At 68.4% G+C, this 22,963-nt stretch carries 20 protein-coding genes; 14 read left to right on the top strand and 6 right to left on the bottom strand.

The features are described from left to right. The first annotated feature begins 58 nt into the window (after positions 1-58). The 3 genes from ABD225_RS15555 to ABD225_RS15565 all read left to right on the top strand — a co-directional run bounded on the left by ABD225_RS15555 (position 59) and on the right by ABD225_RS15565 (position 4,065). Positions 59-277, top strand: coding sequence for a hypothetical protein (locus ABD225_RS15555; protein ID WP_344087514.1), 219 nt, complete (start codon positions 59-61; stop codon positions 275-277). 133 nt (positions 278-410) lie between these two features. Then, positions 411-2,726: a transglycosylase domain-containing protein gene (locus ABD225_RS15560; protein ID WP_344087516.1), complete on the top strand. Its 2,316-nt coding sequence runs from the start codon at positions 411-413 to the stop codon at positions 2,724-2,726. 4 nt (positions 2,727-2,730) lie between these two features. Further along, complete coding sequence (locus ABD225_RS15565) at positions 2,731-4,065, top strand: hypothetical protein (protein WP_344087519.1); 1,335 nt, start codon at positions 2,731-2,733, stop codon at positions 4,063-4,065. Positions 4,066-4,169: 104 nt separating this feature from the next. Here ABD225_RS15565 and ABD225_RS15570 read toward each other — a convergent pair whose 3' ends face one another. Then, a complete protein-coding gene (locus ABD225_RS15570) occupies positions 4,170-5,141 on the bottom strand; it encodes a phosphotransferase family protein (protein ID WP_344087522.1) in 972 nt (323 codons plus the stop codon). Between the two features lie 198 nt (positions 5,142-5,339). On the opposite strand from ABD225_RS15570, the gene rpsF reads away from it, so the two are divergent. The 6 genes from rpsF (at position 5,340) to ABD225_RS15600 (ending at position 9,675) form a co-directional block, all read left to right on the top strand. Next, positions 5,340-5,627, top strand: coding sequence for a 30S ribosomal protein S6 (gene rpsF / locus ABD225_RS15575; RefSeq protein ID WP_344087525.1), 288 nt, complete (start codon positions 5,340-5,342; stop codon positions 5,625-5,627). Between the two features lie 25 nt (positions 5,628-5,652). Next, complete coding sequence (locus ABD225_RS15580) at positions 5,653-6,279, top strand: single-stranded DNA-binding protein (RefSeq protein WP_344087528.1); 627 nt, start codon at positions 5,653-5,655, stop codon at positions 6,277-6,279. A gap of 126 nt (positions 6,280-6,405) precedes the next feature. Next, a complete protein-coding gene (gene rpsR, locus ABD225_RS15585) occupies positions 6,406-6,642 on the top strand; it encodes a 30S ribosomal protein S18 (RefSeq protein ID WP_344087531.1) in 237 nt (78 codons plus the stop codon). An 89-nt stretch (positions 6,643-6,731) separates the two neighbouring features. Next, positions 6,732-7,178: a 50S ribosomal protein L9 gene (gene rplI / locus ABD225_RS15590; RefSeq protein ID WP_344087534.1), complete on the top strand. Its 447-nt coding sequence runs from the start codon at positions 6,732-6,734 to the stop codon at positions 7,176-7,178. Positions 7,179-7,401: 223 nt separating this feature from the next. Beyond that, the gene (thpR, locus tag ABD225_RS15595) at positions 7,402-7,968 is read left to right on the top strand and encodes an RNA 2',3'-cyclic phosphodiesterase (RefSeq protein WP_344087537.1); all 567 of its coding nucleotides are present in this window, start codon (positions 7,402-7,404) and stop codon (positions 7,966-7,968) included. A 180-nt stretch (positions 7,969-8,148) separates the two neighbouring features. Continuing rightward, on the top strand, positions 8,149-9,675 hold the full coding sequence (locus ABD225_RS15600) for a gamma-glutamyltransferase (protein WP_344087540.1): 1,527 nt from the start codon (positions 8,149-8,151) through the stop codon (positions 9,673-9,675). Between the two features lie 162 nt (positions 9,676-9,837). On the opposite strand, the gene ABD225_RS15605 is transcribed toward ABD225_RS15600, so the two are convergent. Further along, entirely contained in the window at positions 9,838-11,172 is a 1,335-nt protein-coding gene (locus ABD225_RS15605; protein WP_344087543.1) for an MATE family efflux transporter, read from the bottom strand. Positions 11,173-11,343: 171 nt separating this feature from the next. Here ABD225_RS15605 and ABD225_RS15610 point away from each other — a divergent pair, with 171 nt between their 5' ends. Together ABD225_RS15610 and ABD225_RS15615 are read left to right on the top strand one after the other, a co-directional pair. Beyond that, the gene (locus ABD225_RS15610) at positions 11,344-12,084 is read left to right on the top strand and encodes a hypothetical protein (RefSeq protein WP_344087546.1); all 741 of its coding nucleotides are present in this window, start codon (positions 11,344-11,346) and stop codon (positions 12,082-12,084) included. 81 nt (positions 12,085-12,165) lie between these two features. Next, the gene (locus tag ABD225_RS15615) at positions 12,166-13,158 is read left to right on the top strand and encodes a polysaccharide deacetylase family protein (RefSeq protein WP_344087549.1); all 993 of its coding nucleotides are present in this window, start codon (positions 12,166-12,168) and stop codon (positions 13,156-13,158) included. Between the two features lie 15 nt (positions 13,159-13,173). On the opposite strand, the gene ABD225_RS15620 is transcribed toward ABD225_RS15615, so the two are convergent. The 4 genes from ABD225_RS15620 to ABD225_RS15635 are packed head-to-tail and all read right to left on the bottom strand — an operon-like array spanning position 13,174 to position 17,059. Then, positions 13,174-13,875: a DNA alkylation repair protein gene (locus tag ABD225_RS15620; RefSeq protein WP_344087552.1), complete on the bottom strand. Its 702-nt coding sequence runs from the start codon at positions 13,873-13,875 to the stop codon at positions 13,174-13,176. A gap of 10 nt (positions 13,876-13,885) precedes the next feature. Beyond that, entirely contained in the window at positions 13,886-14,161 is a 276-nt protein-coding gene (locus ABD225_RS15625) for a DUF2277 domain-containing protein (RefSeq protein ID WP_344087555.1), read from the bottom strand. 56 nt (positions 14,162-14,217) lie between these two features. Continuing rightward, complete coding sequence (locus ABD225_RS15630) at positions 14,218-15,786, bottom strand: RCC1 domain-containing protein (protein ID WP_344087558.1); 1,569 nt, start codon at positions 15,784-15,786, stop codon at positions 14,218-14,220. A gap of 43 nt (positions 15,787-15,829) precedes the next feature. Further along, the gene (locus ABD225_RS15635) at positions 15,830-17,059 is read right to left on the bottom strand and encodes an acetyl-CoA hydrolase/transferase family protein (protein WP_344087561.1); all 1,230 of its coding nucleotides are present in this window, start codon (positions 17,057-17,059) and stop codon (positions 15,830-15,832) included. A gap of 497 nt (positions 17,060-17,556) precedes the next feature. Here ABD225_RS15635 and dnaB point away from each other — a divergent pair, with 497 nt between their 5' ends. From dnaB to ABD225_RS15650, 3 genes are all read left to right on the top strand, one after another. Then, positions 17,557-19,665, top strand: a complete 2,109-nt coding sequence (dnaB, locus tag ABD225_RS15640) for a replicative DNA helicase (protein ID WP_344087634.1) — start codon at positions 17,557-17,559, stop codon at positions 19,663-19,665. A 350-nt stretch (positions 19,666-20,015) separates the two neighbouring features. After that, positions 20,016-20,630, top strand: a complete 615-nt coding sequence (locus ABD225_RS15645) for a TnsA-like heteromeric transposase endonuclease subunit (protein ID WP_162199978.1) — start codon at positions 20,016-20,018, stop codon at positions 20,628-20,630. Beyond that, complete coding sequence (locus ABD225_RS15650; RefSeq protein WP_344087568.1) at positions 20,627-22,915, top strand: hypothetical protein; 2,289 nt, start codon at positions 20,627-20,629, stop codon at positions 22,913-22,915. The genes ABD225_RS15645 and ABD225_RS15650 overlap by 4 nt, the downstream gene beginning before the upstream one ends. Positions 22,916-22,963: the final 48 nt, after the last annotated feature.

A 22,963-nucleotide genomic window follows, 5' to 3' on the forward strand; every position in this document is an offset into this window, starting at 1 on the left:
TGGACCAAGGTGTCGCAGAGCCACGTGCCGCACGAGCAATACCGCTCGGTACTGGACTATGAGCGGCTGTGGTGGCCAAGGCACTGCCCTGGTCATCGATGGGTATGTCGCGGATCGCGAACCGCTGGGTTTCAGCCTCCCCTTTGCCTGCCCGGGGCTGCCGGGCTTGGTGGAGATGGCGCTGGATGAGGCGTACCAATACTGGATGGGCACTGACCGTGAGCTGATCGTGCGGACCCGAGAAGGCACGACACTCTTGGTCTTCGAGCGGCGCTGAGCGATCGGCATATGGCGGGTGCGGCGGGGGTCACACGATCGCGGGGGCAACCCGTTGTCAGGGTGCGGCGTCATACTGATCAGGCGCCCGACGCGGAGCGCCTTTACCTCGTGCCCCGACTCCGGAAGCCACCATGCCCTCCCCTCGCACCACCTCCAGGACCACCGCGGCCACGCCGCCCAAGCGCAAGCGGCGGTGGCTGCGGCGCACCCTGTGGACCCTGTTCACCCTCGGGCTGCTCGGCGGTGCCGGGCTCGTCGTCGCCTATGCGATGACGCCCATCCCCAAGCCCAACCCGCAGGTGCTGCAGCAGGAATCGATCATCTATTACAGCGATGGCAAGACCGTCCTGGACCGGTTCGCGGAGGCTGACGGCAATCGCACGATCGTGCCGATCGACCGCATACCCAAGCCGGTTCAGGAGGCCTTCCTTGCCGCCGAGGATCGCAGCTTCTATTCCAATAACGGCATCTCGCCCAAGGGCATCGCCCGATCGGTCTGGGTGGGGCTGCGCGGCGGGCCGCAGCAAGGTGGTTCGACGATCACGCAGCAGTACGTCAAGAACTACTACCTCACCCAGGACCGCACCCTGCAGCGCAAGGCTAAGGAGGTGCTGATCTCGATCAAGATCGACCAGCAACTCTCCAAGGACGAGATCCTGGCGAACTACCTCAACACCATTTATTACGGCCGCGGCGCCTCGGGCATCCAGAAGGCATCGCTCGCCTACTTCGGCACCAGCGTCCAAAACCTCGACGTCTCCCAGGGGGCGCTCCTCGCCAGCGTCATCCGGGGCCCGTCGTATTACGACCCGCGCCTTGGTGCCGACCAGAAGCGCAACGCCCAGGAACGCTGGGCATACGTCCTGGACGGGATGGTTTCGCAGGGCTGGCTCACGCCAGCCGAGCGGGCGAAAGCGAAGTTCCCGACGACGATCAAGCCCGCCGCAACGCGCACGGCCACTGGACCCGAGGGCTTCATCTCCGAGATGGTGCGCGGTGAGTTGCGCTCCAAGCTGGACCTGACTGATGACGACCTGGCCCGCGGTGGCTATCGCATCACGACGACCATCGACAAGCGCGCCCAGGACGCGGCCAAGGCCGCCGTCGCGGCGCGGATGCCGCAGGGCGTCACCGATCTGCACGTCGGCCTGGCCGCCATCGCCCCGGGCGACGGCGCCATCCGCGCCCTCTATGGCGGCGGGACCTATGGCTCCGGCGACCTCGGCTATTTCAATGTCGCCACGAAGGCGGGTATGCAGGCCGGTTCGACCTTCAAGATCTGGACCCTCGTCGCGGCCCTAGAGCGCGGGCTTCCGCTCTCGACCCGTTTCGATGCGCGCTCGCCGATGTTCTTCGATCAGTTCAAGAGCAATGAGCCGGGCGCGACCGCGGCGGCCCAGGCCGGTGAGGTCGTCAACTTCGGCAACCACGGTTATGGCGTTCTCGACATGACGCAGGCCACCGCCAAGTCGGCGAACACCTACTTCGCCCAACTCAATATCGAGGTCACGCCCGAGCGCACCCGCGAGGCCGCCGAAAAGGCCGGCCTGCACGCCGCCGGTGCCCAAAAAGAATTCGGCACCAACTACGCCAATGTCTTCGGCACCGACCTCGTCACCGTCCTCGACCAAGCCAACGCCTACGCGACGATCGCGGCCCAGGGCAAGCGCGCCACGCCATACCTCCTGGCCACGGTCAAGGCGAATGGCGCCTTCAAGCTGAACTACAAGGCCAAGCCCGACGTCAAGCAGGTCTTCGATGAGGCGGTCATGCGCGACACCATCCACGCGATGAATGCCGCGACTTTGCCGGGCGGCACCGCTGCCGCGGCCGGGGCGCTCGGTCGCCCGGCGGCCGGCAAGACCGGCACGACGAGCAACAACTACTCCGCGTGGTTCGACGGCTTCACGCCCGGCCAGCTCGCCGCGGCCGTCGGCATCTACAAGGGTGATGGGTCGCTCAAGCCCGAGAACCAGATGAACAACATCCCCGGCGTCGGCGAACTCACCGGTGGCACGGTGCCGGTCGGTGTGTGGACCGACTTCATGCGCGGTGCCCTCGAGGGTGCTCCGATCGCCGCCCTGCCGCCGATGGGCAATGTCAGCGGCGGCACGCCGACCGTCGCGACGACGGTGCCGTCCACGACCTCCACCTCGACGTCGACGAGTTCATCGACATCGAGCACTTCGGAGTCCTCGACGAGCAGCGATTCCAGCTCGACCAGCTCCGATACCAGCACCACGCCATCGGACACGACCACCACGACCGACCCGGGCACGACGACCTCCACGACCGGACCGACGACGCCTCCGCCGTCGGAGAGCACGACCACCGCGACCACGCCGCCCCCGGCGAGCGAGACGCAGTCGGCCTCGCCGTCCCAGACCGCCTCGGCCCCGGCGACGGGCACCGAGACCACCTCGCCCGCGGGCCGCAGGGCAGACTGAGCGCGTGCGCGACGACATACTCCCGGCTCGGGCCACCCGGCTGATCGGCGGCCCCCCCGGACGGTATGTCCGCACCAACGGCTGGTGGCGATCCGTCGCCACCTGGCTGGTGCCGCTGACGGCGATCCCGATGGCGCTCGCCGTGCTGCAGCGCGAACACTGCATCCGGTTCGGGTGGGGTGGTAGCGATCAGTTCTGGCGGATGTGTTTCTCCGATCTGCCCGCGCAGTACGCCCTGGCCCCGCTGGACGGGGGGATCGCGGCATACCTGCGCGGCGAGGCCGTCCTCGACCAGCCGGTCGTCGCCGGATCTGTGATGAGCGCTCTCGGCGGGTTGGTGCCGACCGGGTCGGCGCTTTCGGAGCAACGGTGGTACTTCCTCTACTGGGTTGCTCTGGTCACTCTCCTGCTCGCGGCCTGCGTGTGGTGCACGATCCAGGTGGTGCCGAGCGATCTGCAGGCGGCGGCACAGGTCGCGCTGTCGCCGGTGATCGCGTTGGCCGCCGTGCTGAACAGCGACGCGCTCGCCGTGGCCCTAGTCGCCGCGGCGATGGTCGCGTGGCAGCGCGAGCGTCTGGCCCTGACCGGTGTGCTCCTCGGCTTTGGGGTCCTGACCAGGGGGTATGTCGTCGCGGTCGTCCTCGCGCTGCTCGTCCACGCGTGGCGGGTCGAGGCGATGCCGGCGGCGCGGCGCGTGCTGCTTGCGGCGACGACGACGGTGCTGGCCCTCTTCGTCTTCTTTGTGATCGTGGCTCCCGACCAGTTCCTCGCGCCCTATCAGAGTTGGTGGAACGGGCAGGCCGGTTATGGCTCGCTCTGGCTGATCCCTTCCATCGGCGGGCACGCCCTGCCGCCGTGGTCGGTCGCCCTGCTGGCGCTGCTCGGCTGGGGATTGGCGCTGCTTCTAGGTCGCGTGCTCGTGCGGGACGCCTTCCACGCGCCGAGCTGGGCTCAGCTCTCCCTCGTGGTCGTGGGGATGGGGATGATGTTCGGCAAGGCCGTGCCGGTGCAGGCGGCGCTGTGGCTGCTCCCGCTGGCCGCGATGGCGGGCGTGCGCTGGCGTGACCACCTGATTTGGGCCGGTTGCGAGGCCCTGCATTTTGGGGCGGTCTGGCTGTATGTCGGCGCGCTCACCACCCCCGACCGCGCCCTGCCCGGCCCCTGGTATGTCGTCTTCCTCTTCATTCGCGTCGCCGGCATCACCTGGCTGGTCACCCGCGTCTGGCAGACGGCGCTCTATCCGCCCGCCCGTCACGAGCGCCCGGTCGAGCCCGCGCCCCAGCCCGACCCGGCACCCCAGACAGAGCCGGCGCCGGAGCCCGAACCGGCGTCGGCCTAGACCACCCTCCGACCCCCGCGCGCCCGGCCCTAACTATCGCGCTACCGCCTGGTATCGGCCGTGATCGCGACCAATACCAGGCGGTAGCGCGGGCGATAGCGCATTCACCAACCGCGGCGGGCGGCGAGGAGGTCGAGGAAGAGGGCGGCCTGCCACAGTTGGTGGCGGCGCAGGGCGTCGGTGCAGCCGGGCGGCGGCGGCGCGTCGACGTCCTCGATCATGTAGGCCACGATCACCGCGAGGAAGCAGTCGATGTCCTCGGGATCGGCGTCCGCGAGCAGCGGGGAGTCATCGAAGCGGGCCAGATCGATCCCGTCGTGCGCCATCTGCGGCCACAACCCAACCAGGTCGAACCACGGCGGGCTGGCGCGCACCCAATTCCAGTCCACGAGCATCGCCCGGTCGGCGGTGATCAGCAGGTTGTCGGGCCGGACATCGTTGTGGCAGAGCGCATCTCCGCGCAGGGCCGTGCCGGCCCGACCGGCGAGCGCCGCAAGTTCGGCGAGCTCTTCCGGCGACGGCCGGCGTATGCCGTGCGGCCAGTCCCGTTGCCCGCGGGCGAAGGCTCCGAAGGCCCCGTCGATGCCCCAGTTCGCGGCGACATCCTCCACCAGGCCCGTCAGGTGCAGGGGTTCGAGCCGCTCGGGCGGCAGTGACGCCACCTCGAGGCACGCCGCGTGGGCGAGATCGGCGTCGCGGGCGCTCCACGGCATACCAGGCTGGTGCCCGTCGATGTGCTCCAGGACGAGCATTGCCCAACCATCCACCTGCGCCGCTCCGATCAGGGTGGGCACACAGCGCAGGCCGGCAAGCAGCGGCACCACCTCGGCCTCCCGGCACAGGCCCGTGATGACATGCGGCATCGCAGGCCCGCCCGCCTTCGCGAAGACCCGGCGACCATCGGCGAGATGCAGCACCCCGGCATACGACCCGGTGAAGCCCGACCCGACCGGTGGGTCCGCGGCTTGCACGGGAGCACCCGCGAGGCGCGCGATCTCGGCTCGCACCGGCTCGGGCAGCGCCGCGAAGGCCGGGCGCGCGGAGGTGCGCGTGTAGTCGACGGGAGCGGACGGCATACGACCAGCGTGGTCGGGCAGGCGGCGCGGCCGCAACCGAGATTGCGACCCTGTGGACAACGGATTGGGTCGTATGCAGCCGCTCCGATACCCTTGTGAGGTTGCCCGGGACGCGCTCAGCGCGGCCGGGAGCATGACAACCCTCCTGTCACGGACCGACCGTGACCGCTTACAGACCGAAGGAGGCGGGTTTTCAGCATGCGTCCATATGAACTCATGGTCATTTTTGACCCGGAGCTCGACGACCGTCAGGTCGGCCCGACGATGGAGAAATTCCTCGGCGTGGTCAAGACCGATGGTGGCAGCGTCGACAACATCGACGTGTGGGGCCGCCGCCGCTTGGCGTACCCCATCAAGAAGAAGGATGAGGGCAGCTATGTCGTCACCAACTTCACCGCTTTGCCGGCCACGGCCAAGGAGCTGGACCGCCAGCTCGGCCTGTCCGAACTGGTGATGCGCACCAAGCTGTTGCGCGCCGACGCCTGATTCGTCCACTCGAAGGAGAGCTGACATGGCTGGCGAAACCACGATCACCGTCATCGGGAATCTCACCGGTGACCCCGAGCTGCGCTTCACCCCCTCGGGCGCTGCCGTCGCGAACTTCACCGTGGCCTCGACGCCGCGGGCGTTTGACCGGCAGAGCAACGAGTGGAAGGACGGGGAAACCCTGTTCATGCGGTGCTCGGTCTGGCGTGAAGCGGCCGAGAATGTCGCCGAGTCCCTGCACCGGGGCACGCGCGTCATCGTCTCGGGCCGGCTGAAGTCGCGCTCCTGGGACGACAAGGAGACGGGGCAGAAGCGCACCGTCATCGAGATGGACGTCGACGAGGTCGGCCCGTCGTTGCGCTATGCCACCACGAAGGTCACCAAGACCCAGCGTGGCGGCGGCAACTTCGGCGGCGGCCAGGACGACGGCGGCTGGAGCGGCCAGCAGGGCAATTCCGGTGGCTCATCCGGCGGTTCTGGCGGTGGCCAGGGCGGCTGGGGCGGCAACCAGGGTGGCCAAGGTGGCTCCGGTGGCTCGGGTGGCGGTCAGGGTGGCTGGAACAACCCGCCCGCCGGCAACCAGGGCTCGGGCAACTCCGGCAACTCGGGTGGCTGGGGCAACGCCCCGGCATACGACGAACCCCCGTTCTGAGTCTGAGTCCTCTGGCGCCCGCTCCTCTTCGCCTCGGGCGATCTGCTAGCGAGCCTCACTCACCAAAACACATCAACCCATCCCGAGTTATGAATCTCGGGCTCATCCCCAAAGGAGAGCACCACGATGGCTAAGCCCGTTGTGCGTCGGCCGAAGAAGAAGGCCAACCCCCTGAAGTCCGCGAAGATCGAGAACATCGACTACAAGGACGCCGCGCTGCTGCGCAAGTTCATCTCCGACCGCGGCAAGATCCGCGCCCGCCGCGTGACCGGTGTGTCGGTCCAGGAGCAGCGCCTCATTGCCCAGGCCGTCAAGAATGCCCGCGAGATGGCGCTGCTGCCCTACAGCAGCTCCAGCCGCTGATCCCACCCCCACGAAGTTCTGCGCTCGTTCCTCGCTCCGATACTTCGCGAGGACCCCGAGGGCGGGATCACATTAAGGAGTCATGAAACATGAAGGTCATCCTGACCCACGAGGTCACCGGCCTCGGCACCGCCGGTGATGTCGTCGACGTCAAGCCCGGCTACGCCCGCAACTTCCTGTTCCGCCGTGGCCTGGCCACCGCGTGGACCGCGGGCGCGCAGAAGCAGATCGACGCCATCGCCAAGGGCCGCGAAGCCCGCGCCGTGAAGTCGCTCGAAGAGGCCCAGTCCATCAAGGGCAACCTCGAGGCCAAGGCCGTCACGGTCGCCGCCCACGCTGGCAAGGAGGGCCGCCTCTTCGGCGCCGTCTCCACTGCCGACATCGCTGCGGCCGTCAAGGCTGCCGGCGGGCCCGACCTGGACAAGCGCAAGATCGAGGTGCCCACCCCGATCAAGGCCACCGGCGCCCACACCGCGCTGGTCCGCCTCCACCCGGAGGTCCAGGCCAGCCTGACGCTGGACGTCATCGCCGGCTGACCGGCATACCCCCGAAGCCCCCGCTGCCCCCGTGGCCGCGGGGGCTTCGCCTTCCCCGGGCCGGGTTGACGTGCCACTTTCCCGCCCATTGCCGGAACATGGACATACGCAACGGATCATTACCGTTGCGTATGTCCAGGTTCTCTCCCACGAGGTGGCTGGGCACCGTCGCTGCGCGGAAATCCGAAGATCAGCGGCGCCCTCCGCGCCTACGCTCGTCGGTATGCGGATGTTCGTGGCGCTCGTGCCGCCGCCGGAAGTGGTCGAGGACCTGAGCGAGTTCCTCGCGCCGCGTCGGGAGGCAGGGACGGACCTGCGTTGGACCGATGACGAGCAGATTCACCTGACCCTGGCCTTCCTGCCGGAGGTCGCGGAAGCCGGGCTCGACCGGCTGACCGAGGCGCTGGGCGAGCGGCTGAGCGCCATCGACCCCGCCGCCGTCCGGCTGGTCGCCGGCGGCGCCTTCCCCAATCCGTATGCCGCCCGCGTGCTCTTCGCGGGCGCCGAGCCGCAGCCCTGGCTTGCCACGCTGGCGCGAGCGGTGCGGCATACGGCCTCGCACGCGGGGGCCACCGTCGACGGCGGGCCCTTCCACCCGCACATCACGCTCGCCCGGATGCGCCGGCCGATCGAGGCGACCCGGTGGATCCGGATCCTGCAGGCGTATGAGTCGCCCGGCTGGGTGGCCGACTCCGTCACCCTGGTGCACTCACAACTCGGCCAGGGCCGGCAAGGCCGTCCGCGGCATACCCCGGTCGCGACTCTCCCGCTGGCCCCCGCCGAGCTCTGACCGCGCGGCCCGCATAGGCGGCGAGCGCCAGTCACTCATTTTTCTCCGGATGCCGAAACCCTGCGCTTCACCCACGCTTTAAAGCAGGGTGAAGCGCAGACTTTCGGCATCCGGAGAGAAATGGGTCAACTCCTGGGGCGAGGCGGCGCGAACCGGGGCGGACGGGAGAGAATCGGGCGTATGCCGTCACATGTCGCCGTTGCCGCCACCGGACCTGTCGCTGTCGACGCGGGCCTGACCGCCGTACGGGCGGGCGGCAATGCGGTGGATGCGGCCATCGCGGCCATGTGCGTCGCCATGACCACCGAACCGGGTGTCGTCAGCCCCATGGGCGGCGCCTTTGTGACGATCTGGCCGGTGGACGGGGAGCCGGAGACGATCGACGGCAATGTCGAAATGCCCGGCCGCGGCGCCCCGAGCGAGCGTTTCGGCCAAGGGCTGCGGGAGATCCACCTGAGCTATGGCGGCGGCATCACGATCTTCGGCGGCTACGGCTCGGCCGCCCTCCCCGGCGCCCTGAGTGCCCTGCAGCTCGCGCACGACCGGCACGGCTCCGGCGCGTGGGCGCAGGCCATCGAACCCGCTCGGCTCGCCGCCGCCGACGGCTTCCGGCTCGGTTCGGCCGCCGCGAGCTATCTGGCCCTCACCACCGACAACCTCTTCGGCTGGGACCCCGAAACCAACGCCACCTTGACCCGCGAGGACGGCAGCCACCTGCAGGCCGGCGACCGCATCGTCGACGCAGACCTCGCCACCAGCTGGGGTCGGATCGCCGAGCACGGTGCCCAGGATGTCTATACGGGCGAGATCGCCCAGCGCATCGCGCGAGCCTGCGCGGATGGTGGCGGGCTGATCACCGAGGCCGACCTCGCGGCATACCGCCCCGTCGTGCGCACCCCGCTGCGCCAGCAGCTCGGCGACTGGGATATCGCCACCAACCCGCCGCCCAGCGTCGGCGGCCCGATGCTTGCGGTCATGCTGTCCGAGATGGCGCGGCGGGGCAGCTACGCGTGGGCCGACACGATCGATGTGCAGCGTCGCGTGCTGACCTATCGCAGCGAGGTTCATGACTTCTCCGCCGACCTCGAGGAGGACGGCTACACGATGCTCGAGGAGGTCCGCCGCTCCGGCCTCAAGGGCCTAAACACCTCACAATCGACCGCGCACGTCTCGGCCGTCGACAGCGACGGACTCGCCTGCGCAATCACCGCATCTAGTGGATACTCCTCTGGCGCAACAGTTCCGGACACCGGACTGCTCCTCAACAATTGCCTCGGCGAGCCCGAACTCAACCGCCTCGGCCTGCATGTGCTCGCCCCCGGCACCCGCCTCGCCTCCAATATGGCACCCTCCGTCGCCCGCCACCGCGGCGGCGATGTGCTCGCGATCGGCAGCCCGGGCGCCGACCGAATCACAACCGCCCTTATGCAGGTACTCACCCGGCACTGCTTGCTGGGTATGCCGCTCGGCGAGGCCATCGCCGCCCCGCGCGTCCACGTCCGCGTCGTCAAAGGTGAGCCGCTGCGCGTCGAGTACGAACGCGACCGCGCCATCGCCGAGGTCATCGCCCGCCAGGGCCTGCGGGGCAACGAGCACGAGCCGCAGGCCATGTTCTTCGGCGGCGTCGGCGGCGCGGCGCGCAGCGCCACCGGCGTGCTCTTCGCGGCCGGCGACCCGCGCCGCGAGGCCGCAACGGGCGTCGCCTGAGTCACACATTCGGGCACACATCGCGCGTTTGGTCGTGACTCCCCCATCCGGCGGTGGGATCCACGACCAATCGGTGGGGTTATGACCGAATGTTGGATTTGTATGCCGCTCGCCCGCTCGCCCGCCCGCCCGCTCGCTCGCCCGCTCGCTCGCCCGCCCACCTCAGCGCCGCGCGGCACCGAGGACCAGCCAGCCGTCCGATCGCACGCGCCACCACAGCAGCGCCCCGCGCACGAGCATGAAGCCGGTGAATCCCACCCATAGCCAGGTCACCGCGCCGACCGCACCCGAAGGCGCCGACGCCCGCACCACGAGCACGATCGGCAGGTACGCCACCAGCACCGCGATCATCGACCGGGCCAGCCACGGCGCATCGCCGGCCCCGATGAGCACGCCGTCGACAACGAAGACATAGCCCGACACCACCTGCCCGAGCGCGACGACGATCAGGCCCGCCGCCACCGCCGAGCGCACCGCCGGATCGCCGGTGAACAGACCCGGCAGCACCCGATGCACCGCCAGCACGAGCACCCCCAGCCCCGCCCCGCACCAGATCCCCCACCGCACCATCAGCGTCGTCAACTCCCGCGCCTCCCGCGCATCGCCGGCCCCAAGCGCGCGCCCCGTCAGCGCCTGCGCCGCAATGGCAATCGCATCCAGCGCAAACGCCAGGAAAGACCAGATCGTCGCCGTCACCTGGTGCGCCGCCAGCGGCACAACCCCCATGCCCGCCGCGACCCAGGTCGTCAGAACCAGCACGGCTCGCAGCGCGAGCGTCCGCACAAGCAGGGGTATGCCGTCGCGCGCCGCCCCGAGGATCCGTCCCGGATGCGGGTGGAGACCGGCCCCTTCCGCGCGCACCTGGCGCAGCAGCGCAAGGATCAGCCAGGCCGCCATACCCAGCTGCGCGATCACCGTGCCGATCGCGGAACCCGCTATGCCCCAACCGAATCCGTAGACAAAGACCACGTTGAGCAGCGCATTGGACGAGAAGCCGGCGACCGCTGCAACCAGCGGCGTGCGCGTGTCCTGCAACCCCCGAAGCACCCCGGTGCAGGCGAGCGTCACGAGCATCGCGGGTATGCCGAAGGCCGCGATCCGAAGGTAGCTCACCGCCGCGTCCAGCCCGGCTCCGCTGCCGCCGAGGGCACGGCATACCGGCTGCGCGGCGAGCGCAAGGGGCAGGGCAACGGCGAGGCCGAGGGCAATCGCCAGCCATGCACCATCGACGCCCGCCTCCAGCGCGCCTCGCCGCGAGCCCGCCCCGAGTTGCCGGGCGACGACGGCGGTCGTGCCATAGGCGAGGAAGACAAAGATGCCAACGACCGTCAGCAAGACCGTGGAAGCCAAGCCCAAACCGGCCAACTGTGCCGTGCCGAGATGGCCGACGATCGCCGTGTCGGCGAGCAGGAAAAGCGGCTCGGCGATCAGCGCGAGGAAGGCGGGGACGGCCAGGCGCAGGACCTGACCGGCATACCCCTGCTCAGGTGCGGCCACAGGCGCACAGTCTGCCGCGTTGGCACGGATCCGACACGGGCCACTCAATGTGCGGACGGGCCGCTGGCGGACACCCGCCACGACCGTGGTGTATCACCGAGCGTCCCGTGGTCTCAGAGCTTCTAAGGGTGCCCGATCAGCGGGCGTTCTTCGCACCGGGAGGAGTAGGGAATGGATCGCAGGCAGTTCATGGGGGTCGCGGCGAGCGGCCTAATCGTCGGGGGGAGCGCCACCCTGGCCGAGGCCGCGCAGGCGGCGGAAGATGAGCGGTTGGCGGGCTTCGCCAGCAGCTTCAATGGCAGCAAGTCCGGCTGGCAAAATGTCGTGGGGAACTGGACCCTCAAGCCCGGCAATCTCTACAACTACGGCATCGCCGGCAAGCGCACCTCGGTCAAGCACCTCAACAACTACACGAATATGTACTACAAGGTCCGCATGCGCCGGCGCGGCAACTCGACAGGTGTGGCGGCGAATGCGCTTGTCCTGCGCGGCAATCCGTCGTCCCGAGACACCATGGGCAACTGGAAACCCAGCTACCTCTTCCAGTATGCGAACTCCGGTTGGTACTCCGTCTACCGCTACAACGCTGATGGGAGCTACACAGGCGTCGTCCCCTGGGCGACGACCTCCGCCGTTTACAGGACGGGCTACAACATCGTCGAGGTGTGGGCCTACAGCGATGGCTATCTCGACTTCCACATCAACGGATCACACCTGTGGGGGGGCGGCGACAGCGGCGGTCCGACCTTCGGCAATGTCGGCCTGAGCATCTACACCGAGCCCGGGAAGTACTCCGAGACCTTCGTCGACTACGCGAACCTGACCATCCTGAACAGCCGGTCCTCGCGACGCCACACCGGCGTCTCCGGCACGCCGCGTCTCGGCGGCAGCGTCAATATGGCGCCCGCCTGATCGCATCCGGTCAGCCAACTACCGAGAGGGTGGGCGTCCGCGCGTGCGGATGCCCACCCTCGTCACATGTGAGGATTCCCCATGTTCGTATGTCGTTCCGTCGCCTTCGCCGGGGCGCTTCTTGCCCTCGCAGGTTCGGCGTATGCCGCCCCGTCGGCTTCTTCGGTGGCGCCAGACCGCGCCCCCCACGCGGTCGCCGGCGCCGCCCCGGCGGCCGGCTATGTCACCTTCGCCTGGGGTCGCAGCCTGTGGGCAAATGGCTGCAATCCGGGCACGCCGGCTAAGGGCGTCCGGACCCTGGAGCAGGACGCACAGGACTTGAAAGCGTTCGGGCTCAAAGGCGTTGGCGGTGTTGTCGTGAAGCGCACCTCCGGGACCCGCACGTGCGAGCGCGGGGTCACGAACTCCACCTGGGCGGACCTGGCGAGGCTACGCACGGCATACGGCTGGTCCTTCATCAGCCAGAGCATGACGTATGCCCGGATGGCCACCTTGACCACGGACGCGCAGCGCTACCAGGAGTCGGGGGCGACGCTGCCGCTGCTCGCCAAGCGTGGTCACAAGGAAGCTTGGGGAGCCTTTTTCTATCCCGATGACTCCCAGGATGTGCCCTCCCAGCAGATGGTGTCGAAGTATTTCGCCTTCGGGCGCCTTTACACGCTGGTTGCCGCGTACAACACCAAAGCCTCCTCGACGGTTTTTCCGTACACCGTTCTCGTCTACACCCCCCTCGGTGGGCGGTGCGCCGACGAAACGCTGCCGTGCCACAACATCACGGTGCGCAACAACCGGATCACGCACTCGCCCGACGAGATCGTCAAGGCGTTGAACCCGCCCGCCGGACAGTGGTCGGTGATCCAGATGTTCCGGCTTGTCGAGGGCAAGTCGGGCACGCTCGGTCAGGCGACGGCCTGGGATTGCACGAGTCCCGACTGGCGCAAGCGGTGGACGGGAATCCCCGAAAACTATTGCCGCAACACGCTTTTGAGTGCACTGGCTCGGCGAGACCGCTCCGTCGCCAATGTTTCCTTCGCCGACATGGCCCGGACCTGGAACCGGCTGCCGGGCGGCTGACCGCGACCACGGCGCTCAGAGGTGCTTGAGCGCCTCGCGCCGGCTCAGCCCGGACAGGCGGTCGCCGTGTTCGGCGACAAAGGCCTCAACCCACTCGGCATCCGTGCGGGCATACTGCCGCAGCGACCAGCCAATTGCCTTGCGCACGAAGAACTCTCGCCCATATGCCGTCCCCTCGACATTCGCGAGGATCGCCTCAGTCAGCAGGTCGGTGTCGGTCCTCTCGCGATGCGGAAGCTGACTGATGATGGAAGCGCGCCGCAGCCATAAGTCGTCACTGACCGCCCAGGCGCGCATGATCGGCGTGACGATCGGCCGATGCGCGGCGAGGATCGGTGACACGCACTTGGACGTCACAGTGTCCACGTGGTCCCACCAGGCCCCGGTCACGATCAGGTGCTTATGCAACGCCAGCGCCACCGGATCCTGCCATGTCTTGGCGGACCGGTGCTGGGCGAGAGTCGTTGCGGCATAACGCTCTTCACGAAACTCCGCGTCATCCCACAGCGACCGGACCGCCCCCACCCACTCCTCGCGCGACGGGGGGAAAGCCGTCGTCGCCAACACGTCCCGCACCAACCGGGTCAGCTCACCACTGGTGATCCCGCGATACGGCATCTCGGATTTCATGTACTTCTGCTGGGCCTGCGCCCGCGACGAATCACCCGAGGCACGAATCGCGGAGCGCAGCGCCGAAACGATGGGATGTATTGTCACAGAGGCAGTTTCAGGCCGGTCGCCCATACCGCACGGCGGCCCGAGCCCGCGCCTTCGCGGCCTCGACATCACGATTCTTCGGCGGCGCGGAGCTGACCAAATCCTCCAGCAGGTGCCCCGTGATGTGCGCAATCTCCGCGACGGCCTTGTCGAAGACCTCCTGATTGGCCTGCGACGGCTTGGTCGTTCCGGCGACCTTGCGGACATACTGCAGCGCCGCGGCATACACCTCATCGGATGTCGCCGGCGGCTCGAAATTGTTCAGGGGCCTGATATTGCGGCACATGCACCGAATGGTAGCCACGCGCCGCCGACCCTTCGGGAGCGAAGTGGCCGCGCGAGTCAGGCGATGGGTATGCGGTGCGGCCGGGCCAGGCTCTCCGCGGCGCCGGCGCCGATCTCGCCATACCGGCTCGACCCCCAGCACCACAGGGCCTCGGTGTCGAGAGCGCACGTCGACTCGGCCGCCGCCGACAGCCCGAGCCCTCCGGCGTGCACATCGGGGACCGTGACGGGGACTGCGGTGGACTGGCCGAGACCGAGCCCCAGCTGGCCAGCGCGCCCGTCGCCCCAACAGCTCACCTCGCCGGTGGCCGACGCGGCGCACGAATGCCCGGAGCCCGCGGTGAGATGGACGAAACCGGAGTCGAGGCCCTTCGCGGGGACCGGCACTGACGAGTCGGTGGAGCGGCCGTCTCCGAGCTGCCCGAGATCGCCGCGACCCCAGCAGTCGACGCCCCCCGCGGGCGCGATCGCGCACGCGTGCTCCGCGCCAGCGGCGAGAGCCGAGACGCCCAGGGGGTATGCCGTCAGCCGCACCGGTTTGGCGCTGTCCTCACGCGTCCCGATCCCGAGTTGTCCGTGGGCGTTGGCACCCCAGCAATAGACCTCGCGCCGGATGGAATAGGCACAGGTGAAGTCGCTGCCCGCGACGATATCGGCGAGCTGCTCGCCGATGCCCTTGACGAGCGTGGGCTCATAGACATTGCGCGCGATCGTCCCGATGCCGAGCTGGCCGTGCTCGTCATTGCCCCAGCAGTACGCATCGCCGCCGGTCGTCAGGGCGCACACGTGCAGGGTGCCGACGGCGACCTTGGCGATTGGCCCGGGCAAGCCGCGCACGGCGACGGGCACGGTCTGGTGGACTTCCTTGCCGTCCCCCAACTGCCCATACGCATTGTGGCCCCAGCAACGGACGGCTCGCGCGTACGTGATGGCGCAGGTGGTCCGGCCGCCCGCGGCGATATCGAGGACATCGGCCAGGAGGCCGGTGACCTGGACGGGCCGAGCGGTGGCCGTGTGTTTGCCGTCGCCGAGTTGCCCGACATCATCGCGGCCCCAGCACCACACCGCTCCGCCCTCGGTCAGCGCGCACGTATGCGTCGCCCCTTGCACCACGCGCGCCACCCGGCTGCGTGCCCCCGACACCGGCCCGGTGGTCGTGGCCGAGGAGAGGTCGACGGCGTGCTGCAGGGTGCGTCCGCGCACGGCATACCCCCCGGCGAAGCCGGTGGCCAGAAGCAGAAGTGCGGCGACGAGCCCGGCGAGCAGGCGGCCGAGCCGCCGCCTCGGGGTGCGGTCGTCGGTGGCGGCGCCGTCTGGGGCGCTCGCGGACTCGGGGGTCGGCTCAGGGGTATGCAGCGGCGCGGGGGTAGGGGGTGGCGCGGGGGTCTGCAAGGGGGCGGGTGCGATGGCCTCGCGTCGGGCCTGCCACGCGGCGACCTCGTCCGTGTCGGCGCCAACCGACATGAGCAGGTCGCGCAATTGGTCGGGGGTGGGCAGTTGGCGGCCGGCGCGGATGTCGGCGACGGTGGTGCGACCCCAGCCCGAGATGCTGGCGAGCTGGCGCACCGAGTGCTCGCCCAGGCGTGCCGCGAGGTCGGCGGCGAACTCCTCGGGCGGTGCGGGCACGACCTGATCCTGCCCGCAATCGGGGTCATGGGCGACCGCTGGCTCAGGCCAATCCGAGTTCGGCCGCTTCCTCCCACAACTCCTCGCGCACATCCGGGTGCGCGGCGTCGCGGATCAGGTGGCGGGCTTGCGCCTGCTGGCTGTATCCCCACAGCTCGGCGACACCATTTTCGGTGACGACGGCGGACTGCTGGAAGGAGGTCACCGGCTCGTCGATGAGCGGCACGATCGTCGACACATTGGCCTTCGGATGCCAGGAGCGCAACGCCATATAGGCGGCGCCGCCCGGGGAGTGCAGGGCACCGACGATGAAGTCGGTCTGCCCGCCGAAGCCGGAGTAGATCCGGGCTTTGATGCGGCTGGCATTGGCCTGGCCGAAGAGGTCGATCTCGAGGGCGGTATTGATGCTCGTCATATAGCGCTGCAGGGCGATCATCGACGGATCATTGGTGCGCTCGGTGCGCATCATGCGGACGCGGTGATTGCCGTCGACCCAGTCGTAAAGCTCGCGCGTGCCGATCATGAAGCTCGTCGTGAGCGGCTGGTTGGGGTCCATGGCGCCGCCGCGGTCGAGGGCGAGGACGCCGTCGGAGAAGGTTTCGGTCCAGATCCGCAGGCCCGTGTGGCCGCCGAGCTGGCCGATCGTCGCGTCGGGAATGGCGCCGATGCCGGCCTGCAGGGTCGCGCCATCGGGGACTCGGGCGGCGACGAGTTCGCCGATGCGGGTGCTGGCCTCGTCGGGGGTGGCCGGCGGGACTTCGGGCAGGGGGGCGCTGACTTCGATGGCGTAGTCGACGATGTCGACGGGGATCTGGGCGTCGCCATAGGTGTAGGGCATCTGGTCGTTGATGACCGCGATGATGCGCCCGGATCGGGCCCGGCAGGCCTCGATCGCCGACGGCAGGATGTTGCACTCGATGCCGAGGCTGAGCTGGCCTTCGCGCGCTGGCGCGCAATGCAGGATGACCGCGTCGGGGGGCAGTGGGCCTTGGAAGAGGCGCGGGACCAGCGACAGGCGCGCCGGGACGTATGACAGGCCCGGATGCTTCCGCATACCCCCGCCCACGAAGCAGGTCTCGGCCGTCACGCCCTCGCGCTCGGGGGCGACCCCTTTGCCGGCGTTGAGGGCGTGGATGGTGTAGCGCTCCAGCGTTGCGTCGATGATGCCGATCGCGACCGGCGGGGTGGCGGCATTGCCGCTGACAACGATGCGCGGGTTGTCGGGGAGGGCCGAGAAGACGGAGGCGAGGGCCTGCGTCGAGACGATCTGCATACCTCCATCCTGGCCCGTGGGCGGCGCCGGTCCAAGCAAGGTTGTCCTGGGTCGTTCACGTTGCCCAATACGCGGCGAATCGTGCTCTTTCCGGGGGGTGCGGGGCGGGTGACCTGTGGATGAGAAACTTCGGAAAAATCTCTCGTCCACACGGGGCTCGCGGCATCACCGCAGGTCAGCGACGTGTACTTCGTGTTACTCGCGAGTCTCCACAGAGTTATCCACGGGGTGTGCACAACGCTCTTGGGCGTGTTCCACAAGCTGTCCACATGGCATACACAGGGGGGCTTTGTGGTGACCGGCGGGGTGGCCTACGGTGTCGTGATTCCCCCGTCGGGCGGCCTCTTCGGAGGGTTGTCGGTGGGCGCTGATTGACTGGATTCCGTGGTCGGCGAAGCGGTCTGGAGAGGTGGTCACGGGTGAGCGTCGCACAACTCGATGTGGGGGCGTTCGGGTCGCCCGATGGGCCCGGCAGCGACCGGGTCCCGCCGCAGGATGTGCACGCCGAGCAGTCGGTGATCGGCTCGATGATGCTGTCCAAGGACGCCATCGGCGATGTTGCCGAGGTGCTGCGGTCGGCGGACTTCTATCGCCCCGCGCACGAGCTGATCCACGACGCGATCATTGACCTGTTCGGCCGCGGCGAGCCGGTCGACGCCATCACCGTCGCCGACGAGATGACCAAGCGCGGCACCCTGCAGCGGGTGGGCGGCCAGGCCTATCTCCACGAGCTGATCCAGGCCGTCCCCACCGCCGCCAATGCCGGCTATTACGCCGAGATCGTCGCCGAGCGTGCCCTGCTGCGCCGCCTCGTTGAGGCCGGCACCCGCATCGTGCAATTGGGTTATGGCCAGGGCGAGGGCGATGTCGACGAGATCGTCAACCGCGCCCAGGCGGAGGTGTATGCCGTCGCGGACAAGCGCGGCACCGAAGACTATGTCCGCCTCGGCGACACCCTCGAAGCCACCCTGAACGAGGTGGAGATCGCCGGCGGCCGCACCGACGAGATGACCGGCGTCCCCACCGGCTTCACCGAGCTCGACGAGCTCCTGCACGGCCTGCACAAGGGCCAGATGATCGTCGTCGCCGCCAGGCCCGCTGTCGGCAAGGCGCTCGCCCTCGACACCCCGCTCCCCACTCCCACCGGCTGGACGACGATGGGCGAGGTCGCCGTCGGCGACTGGCTCCTCGACGCCGCCGGCCGCCCCACCCGCGTCACCCAGGCTACCGACGTCATGCTGGGCCGCCCGTGCTTCGAGGTCGAGTTCTCCGACGGCGCCCGCTTGATCGCCGACGCCAACCACCAGTGGGCCGTTGAGGGGCGCGGCGTGTTGACGACGACCCAGCTTGCTGCCGCGCCTGCCGGTTCGCTCGCCATCGGGCTCGCCGCTCCTCTCGACCTGCCGGTGATCGACCTGCCGATCAGCCCGTATGCCGTGGGCGTCCTCGCCATGGGCGGGCCTGGTAGGGACCGAGAAACGCAGATGCGTCTTGAGGCCCTGATGGGGGACGTGGACCAGGTTGAGGGCGCCGTGGCCGGGTCGATTCCCGTGGCCTACTTGCGCTCCGGCCACGCCCAGCGGCAGGAGCTGCTCGCCGGGATCCTCGACGTGGCAGGTGTTGCCGGGGCCGACGGCTCGGTGACTGTCTCCTGCGAGTCCCCCGCCTTGGTCGCCGACGTCCTGGAGTTGTTGGCATCGCTGGGGCACGCGGCTCGACGAATCGACGCGGCGGTGGTTTTCGCATCCGACCAGGAAGTCTTCCACAACCACGCAAAGGCTCTGGCGCACAAGGAGGTTCGCCAGCCTGTGACTGCTGCTCGTCGTGTGACGGTGGTGCGTTCGGTGGAGAGCGTCCCAGTTCGCTGCGTCGAGGTCGACAACGCCGACCACCTCTACCTCGCCGGACGCGAGATGGTGCCCACTCACAACTCGACCTTCGGCATGGATATTGCCCGCGCGGCGGCGATCAAGCACGGGATGCCGGCCGCCTTCTTCTCCCTGGAAATGAGCCGCACCGAAATCTCGATGCGTGTGCTCTCGGCCGAGGGCTCGCTGTCGCTGCAGGACCTGCGCAAGGGCACGGTCGGCGATCAGGGCTGGCAGAAGCTCGCCAAGGTCGTCTCTCGCATCGAGAAGGCCCCCCTGTTCATCGACGACTCCCCGAATATGTCGCTGATGGAGATCCGCGCTAAGTGCCGGCGTCTGAAGACCCAGCACGGCTTGAAGCTCGTCGTGATCGACTACCTCCAGCTGATGAGCTCCGGCAAGAAGGTCGAGTCCCGCCAGCAAGAAGTCTCCGAGTTCTCCCGGGCCCTGAAGTTGCTGGCGAAAGAACTCGAAGTGCCCGTCATCGCGATCTCGCAGCTTAACCGTGGCCCCGAACAGCGCACCGACAAGCGCCCCCAGATGTCCGACCTCCGCGAAAGTGGATCGATCGAGCAGGACGCAGACGTCGTGATCCTGTTGCATAAGGACAAGGAGCGCGAAGGTGAGGCCGACGTCCTCGTCGTCAAGCACCGCAACGGCCCCACCAAGGACCTCGTCCTGGGCTTCCAAGGCCACTATGCCCGCTTCTCCAACATGGCCGCTTCGAGCAGCTTCTGATTGTCGAGATGGGTCCTACTTTTCATAAACCGCCACCTATGTTTCATAGGGGGGTTCACGGCGTGTCTTCTTGTCAGATCGTGATTTCTGCGCTACCCGGCGCGAGAGGGGAAGGTCTACGCTCAACGCACTAGACAAACGTCGAGGGCGCCCCGTTCCAGCGGAGCGCCCTCGTAAGACAAGTACCTGATCCGGGTGAGGAGACAGGAGGTGTCGTCATGCCCAGTGTAGGGCTACGGCCCGTCGGTTCCCAAGTGGGTGAAGCGACGTGGTCGTTTCGGTGTGCTGGGGGTTCGCGATCCGAGTGGTCATGGGTCGCGGGGCCGCCCGATCCACGCAGCTTGCAGCCGGTGCGGGAGACGAGGTCTGGCCGGCTGTCGAGAAACATCCCGGTGCAGGCGATGTCGACGACGACGGGTGGGTGGCTGTTTCTCGAGTCTGGTCTCGAGCACGAGCTCGCAACGTGGCTGGACCGTCAGCGTGATGTGACGTGGCTGGTCGGTCAACCCGTGTTGTTGCGCTGGGGGGACGGAACGAAGCACTTCCCCGACGTGTTGAGCGCGCACCGGGATGGCTCGGTGACGATCTGGGACGTCCGAGCTCCGGAAGAACGCGATGACACGTTCATGGTGATGTCGACGCGTACTCGGGCAGCCTGCGCGAAGGTCGGCTGGCGTTACGAGCTGTTCGGTGGTCTCGACCCGGTGGCGTCGTTGAACCTGCGCTGGATTGCGTCGGCGCGCAGAGCGCCGGAGTGGCTCACGCCTGCCAAGGCGATTCTGCAGGGTGTCCTGGCCGATGGTGGCGGCTGTGTTGGCGATGTCATCGAGGCCGATGACGATCGAGGGTTCCTGACGTCAGCCATGTGGCACCTGGTCTGGTCGGGTGAGATCGAGATGGACCTCAACGCCCCGTGGGATCAGCGCTCGCGCCTGGCGTGGGCAACCGATGAGGTGCGGACATGAACGCCCGAGTGACGCTGTACGAGGGCGCCAACATCCTCTTCCCGGAGGGACCTCGAATCGTGGTCGCGGTCGGCCCGTTTGGGTACACGGTCCGCGATGTCACCGGCGGTGTCCACGAGGTGTCGTGGACCGACGTCCAGCCGGCACGCGCCATTGTCGACGGGCGGGTGGACGCGGTGGCTGAGTCGTTGATGGCCGTCTTGTCCGGGCTGAGCGATGACGCTCTCCAAGAGTCGCTGGACAAGCTGGAGGTCGTTCTGACCATGCGCACGGGCTTCGCTCTCGGGCACCCGGCTCTCGCGCGACCTGGGGAGCCATACTCGCTGTTCAACCCGGCCCGAAAGGTCTCGGACAGCAAGAAGTGCGAGGCGATGGCCACGATCCTTGCCCGGGAGGCGCTGCTCGATCGACGTCGTCAACGCAACTTGGAGGCGGGCAAAGCCACACCTCGGGCGAGGGTTGGCGCGGTCTCGCAGCGTCAGCTGATGAACTGGCTGGCCGACTTCGACCGACCGATCAACGGTGGGCTCCTGGCCTTGGTGGACAAGCGTCGCGTTCGCCGGCATTCCGCCTTCGGAGGTCTCGATCCTGAGGTGCGACGCATCGCCGACGACATCGCCGCCCGCATCGATGGAACCCAAGCGGTTCGCTCGATCGACGAACTTCTCCGACGCACGCTGTTGGCGCTCAAAGCCGAGGGTTTGGACTCACTCGACCCTCCGGAGTCGACCCTGCGGACCTACCTGACGCAGGCTGCTCAAGCCGCCGGGCGCACAACTCGCTCCCATACGACGAAGAAGTTGCGAGGTGTCCTGGCCCTGACGGCCTACCCCGCCCTTCGACCGGGCCAAGTCGTCGCGATCGATGTGACCCGCAGCGACACGTTCTGCGTCGACCCGTGGACTGGCAAACCCATCTCGGTCGAGATCATCACCGCACTGGACGTGTGTACGCGTGTCGTCCTGGCTCTACGGGTCGTGCCCCGCAGCGCGAACGCGATCGAGGCCGGCTTGATCCTCTATGACGTGCTGCGCCCGTTCAGCCAGGTCGTCGAACCCGGCCAGGTCCACGACTGGCGTTGGGCCGGTGTGCCAGAGACCATCGGCTCGATCGAGGACGCCGTCGCCGAGGCCGAGCGCCTCTCCGCCCGGCCCCTCCTGGGCGAGCATCCGATCCCCGGCCTGCTCCCGGATGCGATCCGCGCCGACAAGGGCAGCATCTTCACGGGCCGCTACTTCCGCGAGGTGTGCACCCTCCTGGGAATCCACCTGCTGCTCTCCCGGGGGAAGAAGCCCACCGACAACGCGTTTGTGGAGCGCTGGCACGAGACCCTGCAGCGCTGCTTGCTGCAGTTGTCCGGCCACAAGGGCCGCAACGTGTCCCAACGGGGCAGCGACGCCGGCAAGATCGTCGTCGACAAGAAGGGCCGCGCCGTCTTCAAGGGCGACGGGCCCGGCCTCACTCCGCGCGAGCTTGAGTTACGGCTGCGGGAGTTCATCTGCACCGACTACCACCGCACCCGCCACGGCGGTCTCACGGTCGTCGACCGCACCATGGAAGACCGCTCACCGGCGGTGGGGATGACTCCGCTGGAGGTCTTCGACGCGCTCCTGGCCGCTGTGGGCCGGCTGCACGTCCTCCAGCGCCCGGACCTGCTCTATGACCTGCTGCCACAGCTGTGGCTGACGATCCGCCACGACGGCGTCGAGTACAAAGACCTGACGTTCGACTGCGCGGAACTGGACGACTTCCGCTCTGTCCCCAAGGGGTTCTTCCGCGACCAGGACCGTGCCGCGCCCTTCTTCATGGATCCGCGGGACCTCTCGCGGTTGTGGTTCCGTCGACCTGACACCGGCGCCGTGGTCGAGGTCCCTTGGCGGCGAGCATTCCAGCTGCAGGCGCCGATGACCGACCTGGTCCTCAAGGCTGCCACCCAGGCCGTGAAACGTCGAGGCGGCACGAACACCACCATCAACAAGGACAGCGTTCAGCGGGAAATCCTTGAGGCCGTCAACGACATCGCCTCAATCGACCGCCTCCGGGCCAACCCGGACATGGTCGACTGGAAACCCAACAAGGTCGCGGCGGCCCACCTGCGCGAATCACGATCCCAGTTCGACCACGCCGAAGCCGCCGAAGCTGGCGCCCGCGGCACCCGACGGACCAGCCGCGGTGCCTCTTCAAAGGGAACCCGCGCCGGTGCGAGCAGGTCGAGCAGTCCGCCAGCATTTGACCCGACACAGACGGCGTGGCCGACGCTGGAGTCGCAGGAGGGGGAGCCGTGAAGGCGTCACGCCTGCACGCGCAGGCCTACGCACCTCCTTTGACACCGC

The sequence above is a fragment of the Nostocoides veronense genome (assembly GCF_039531185.1).
Taxonomy (GTDB): domain Bacteria; phylum Actinomycetota; class Actinomycetes; order Actinomycetales; family Dermatophilaceae; genus Nostocoides_A; species Nostocoides_A veronense.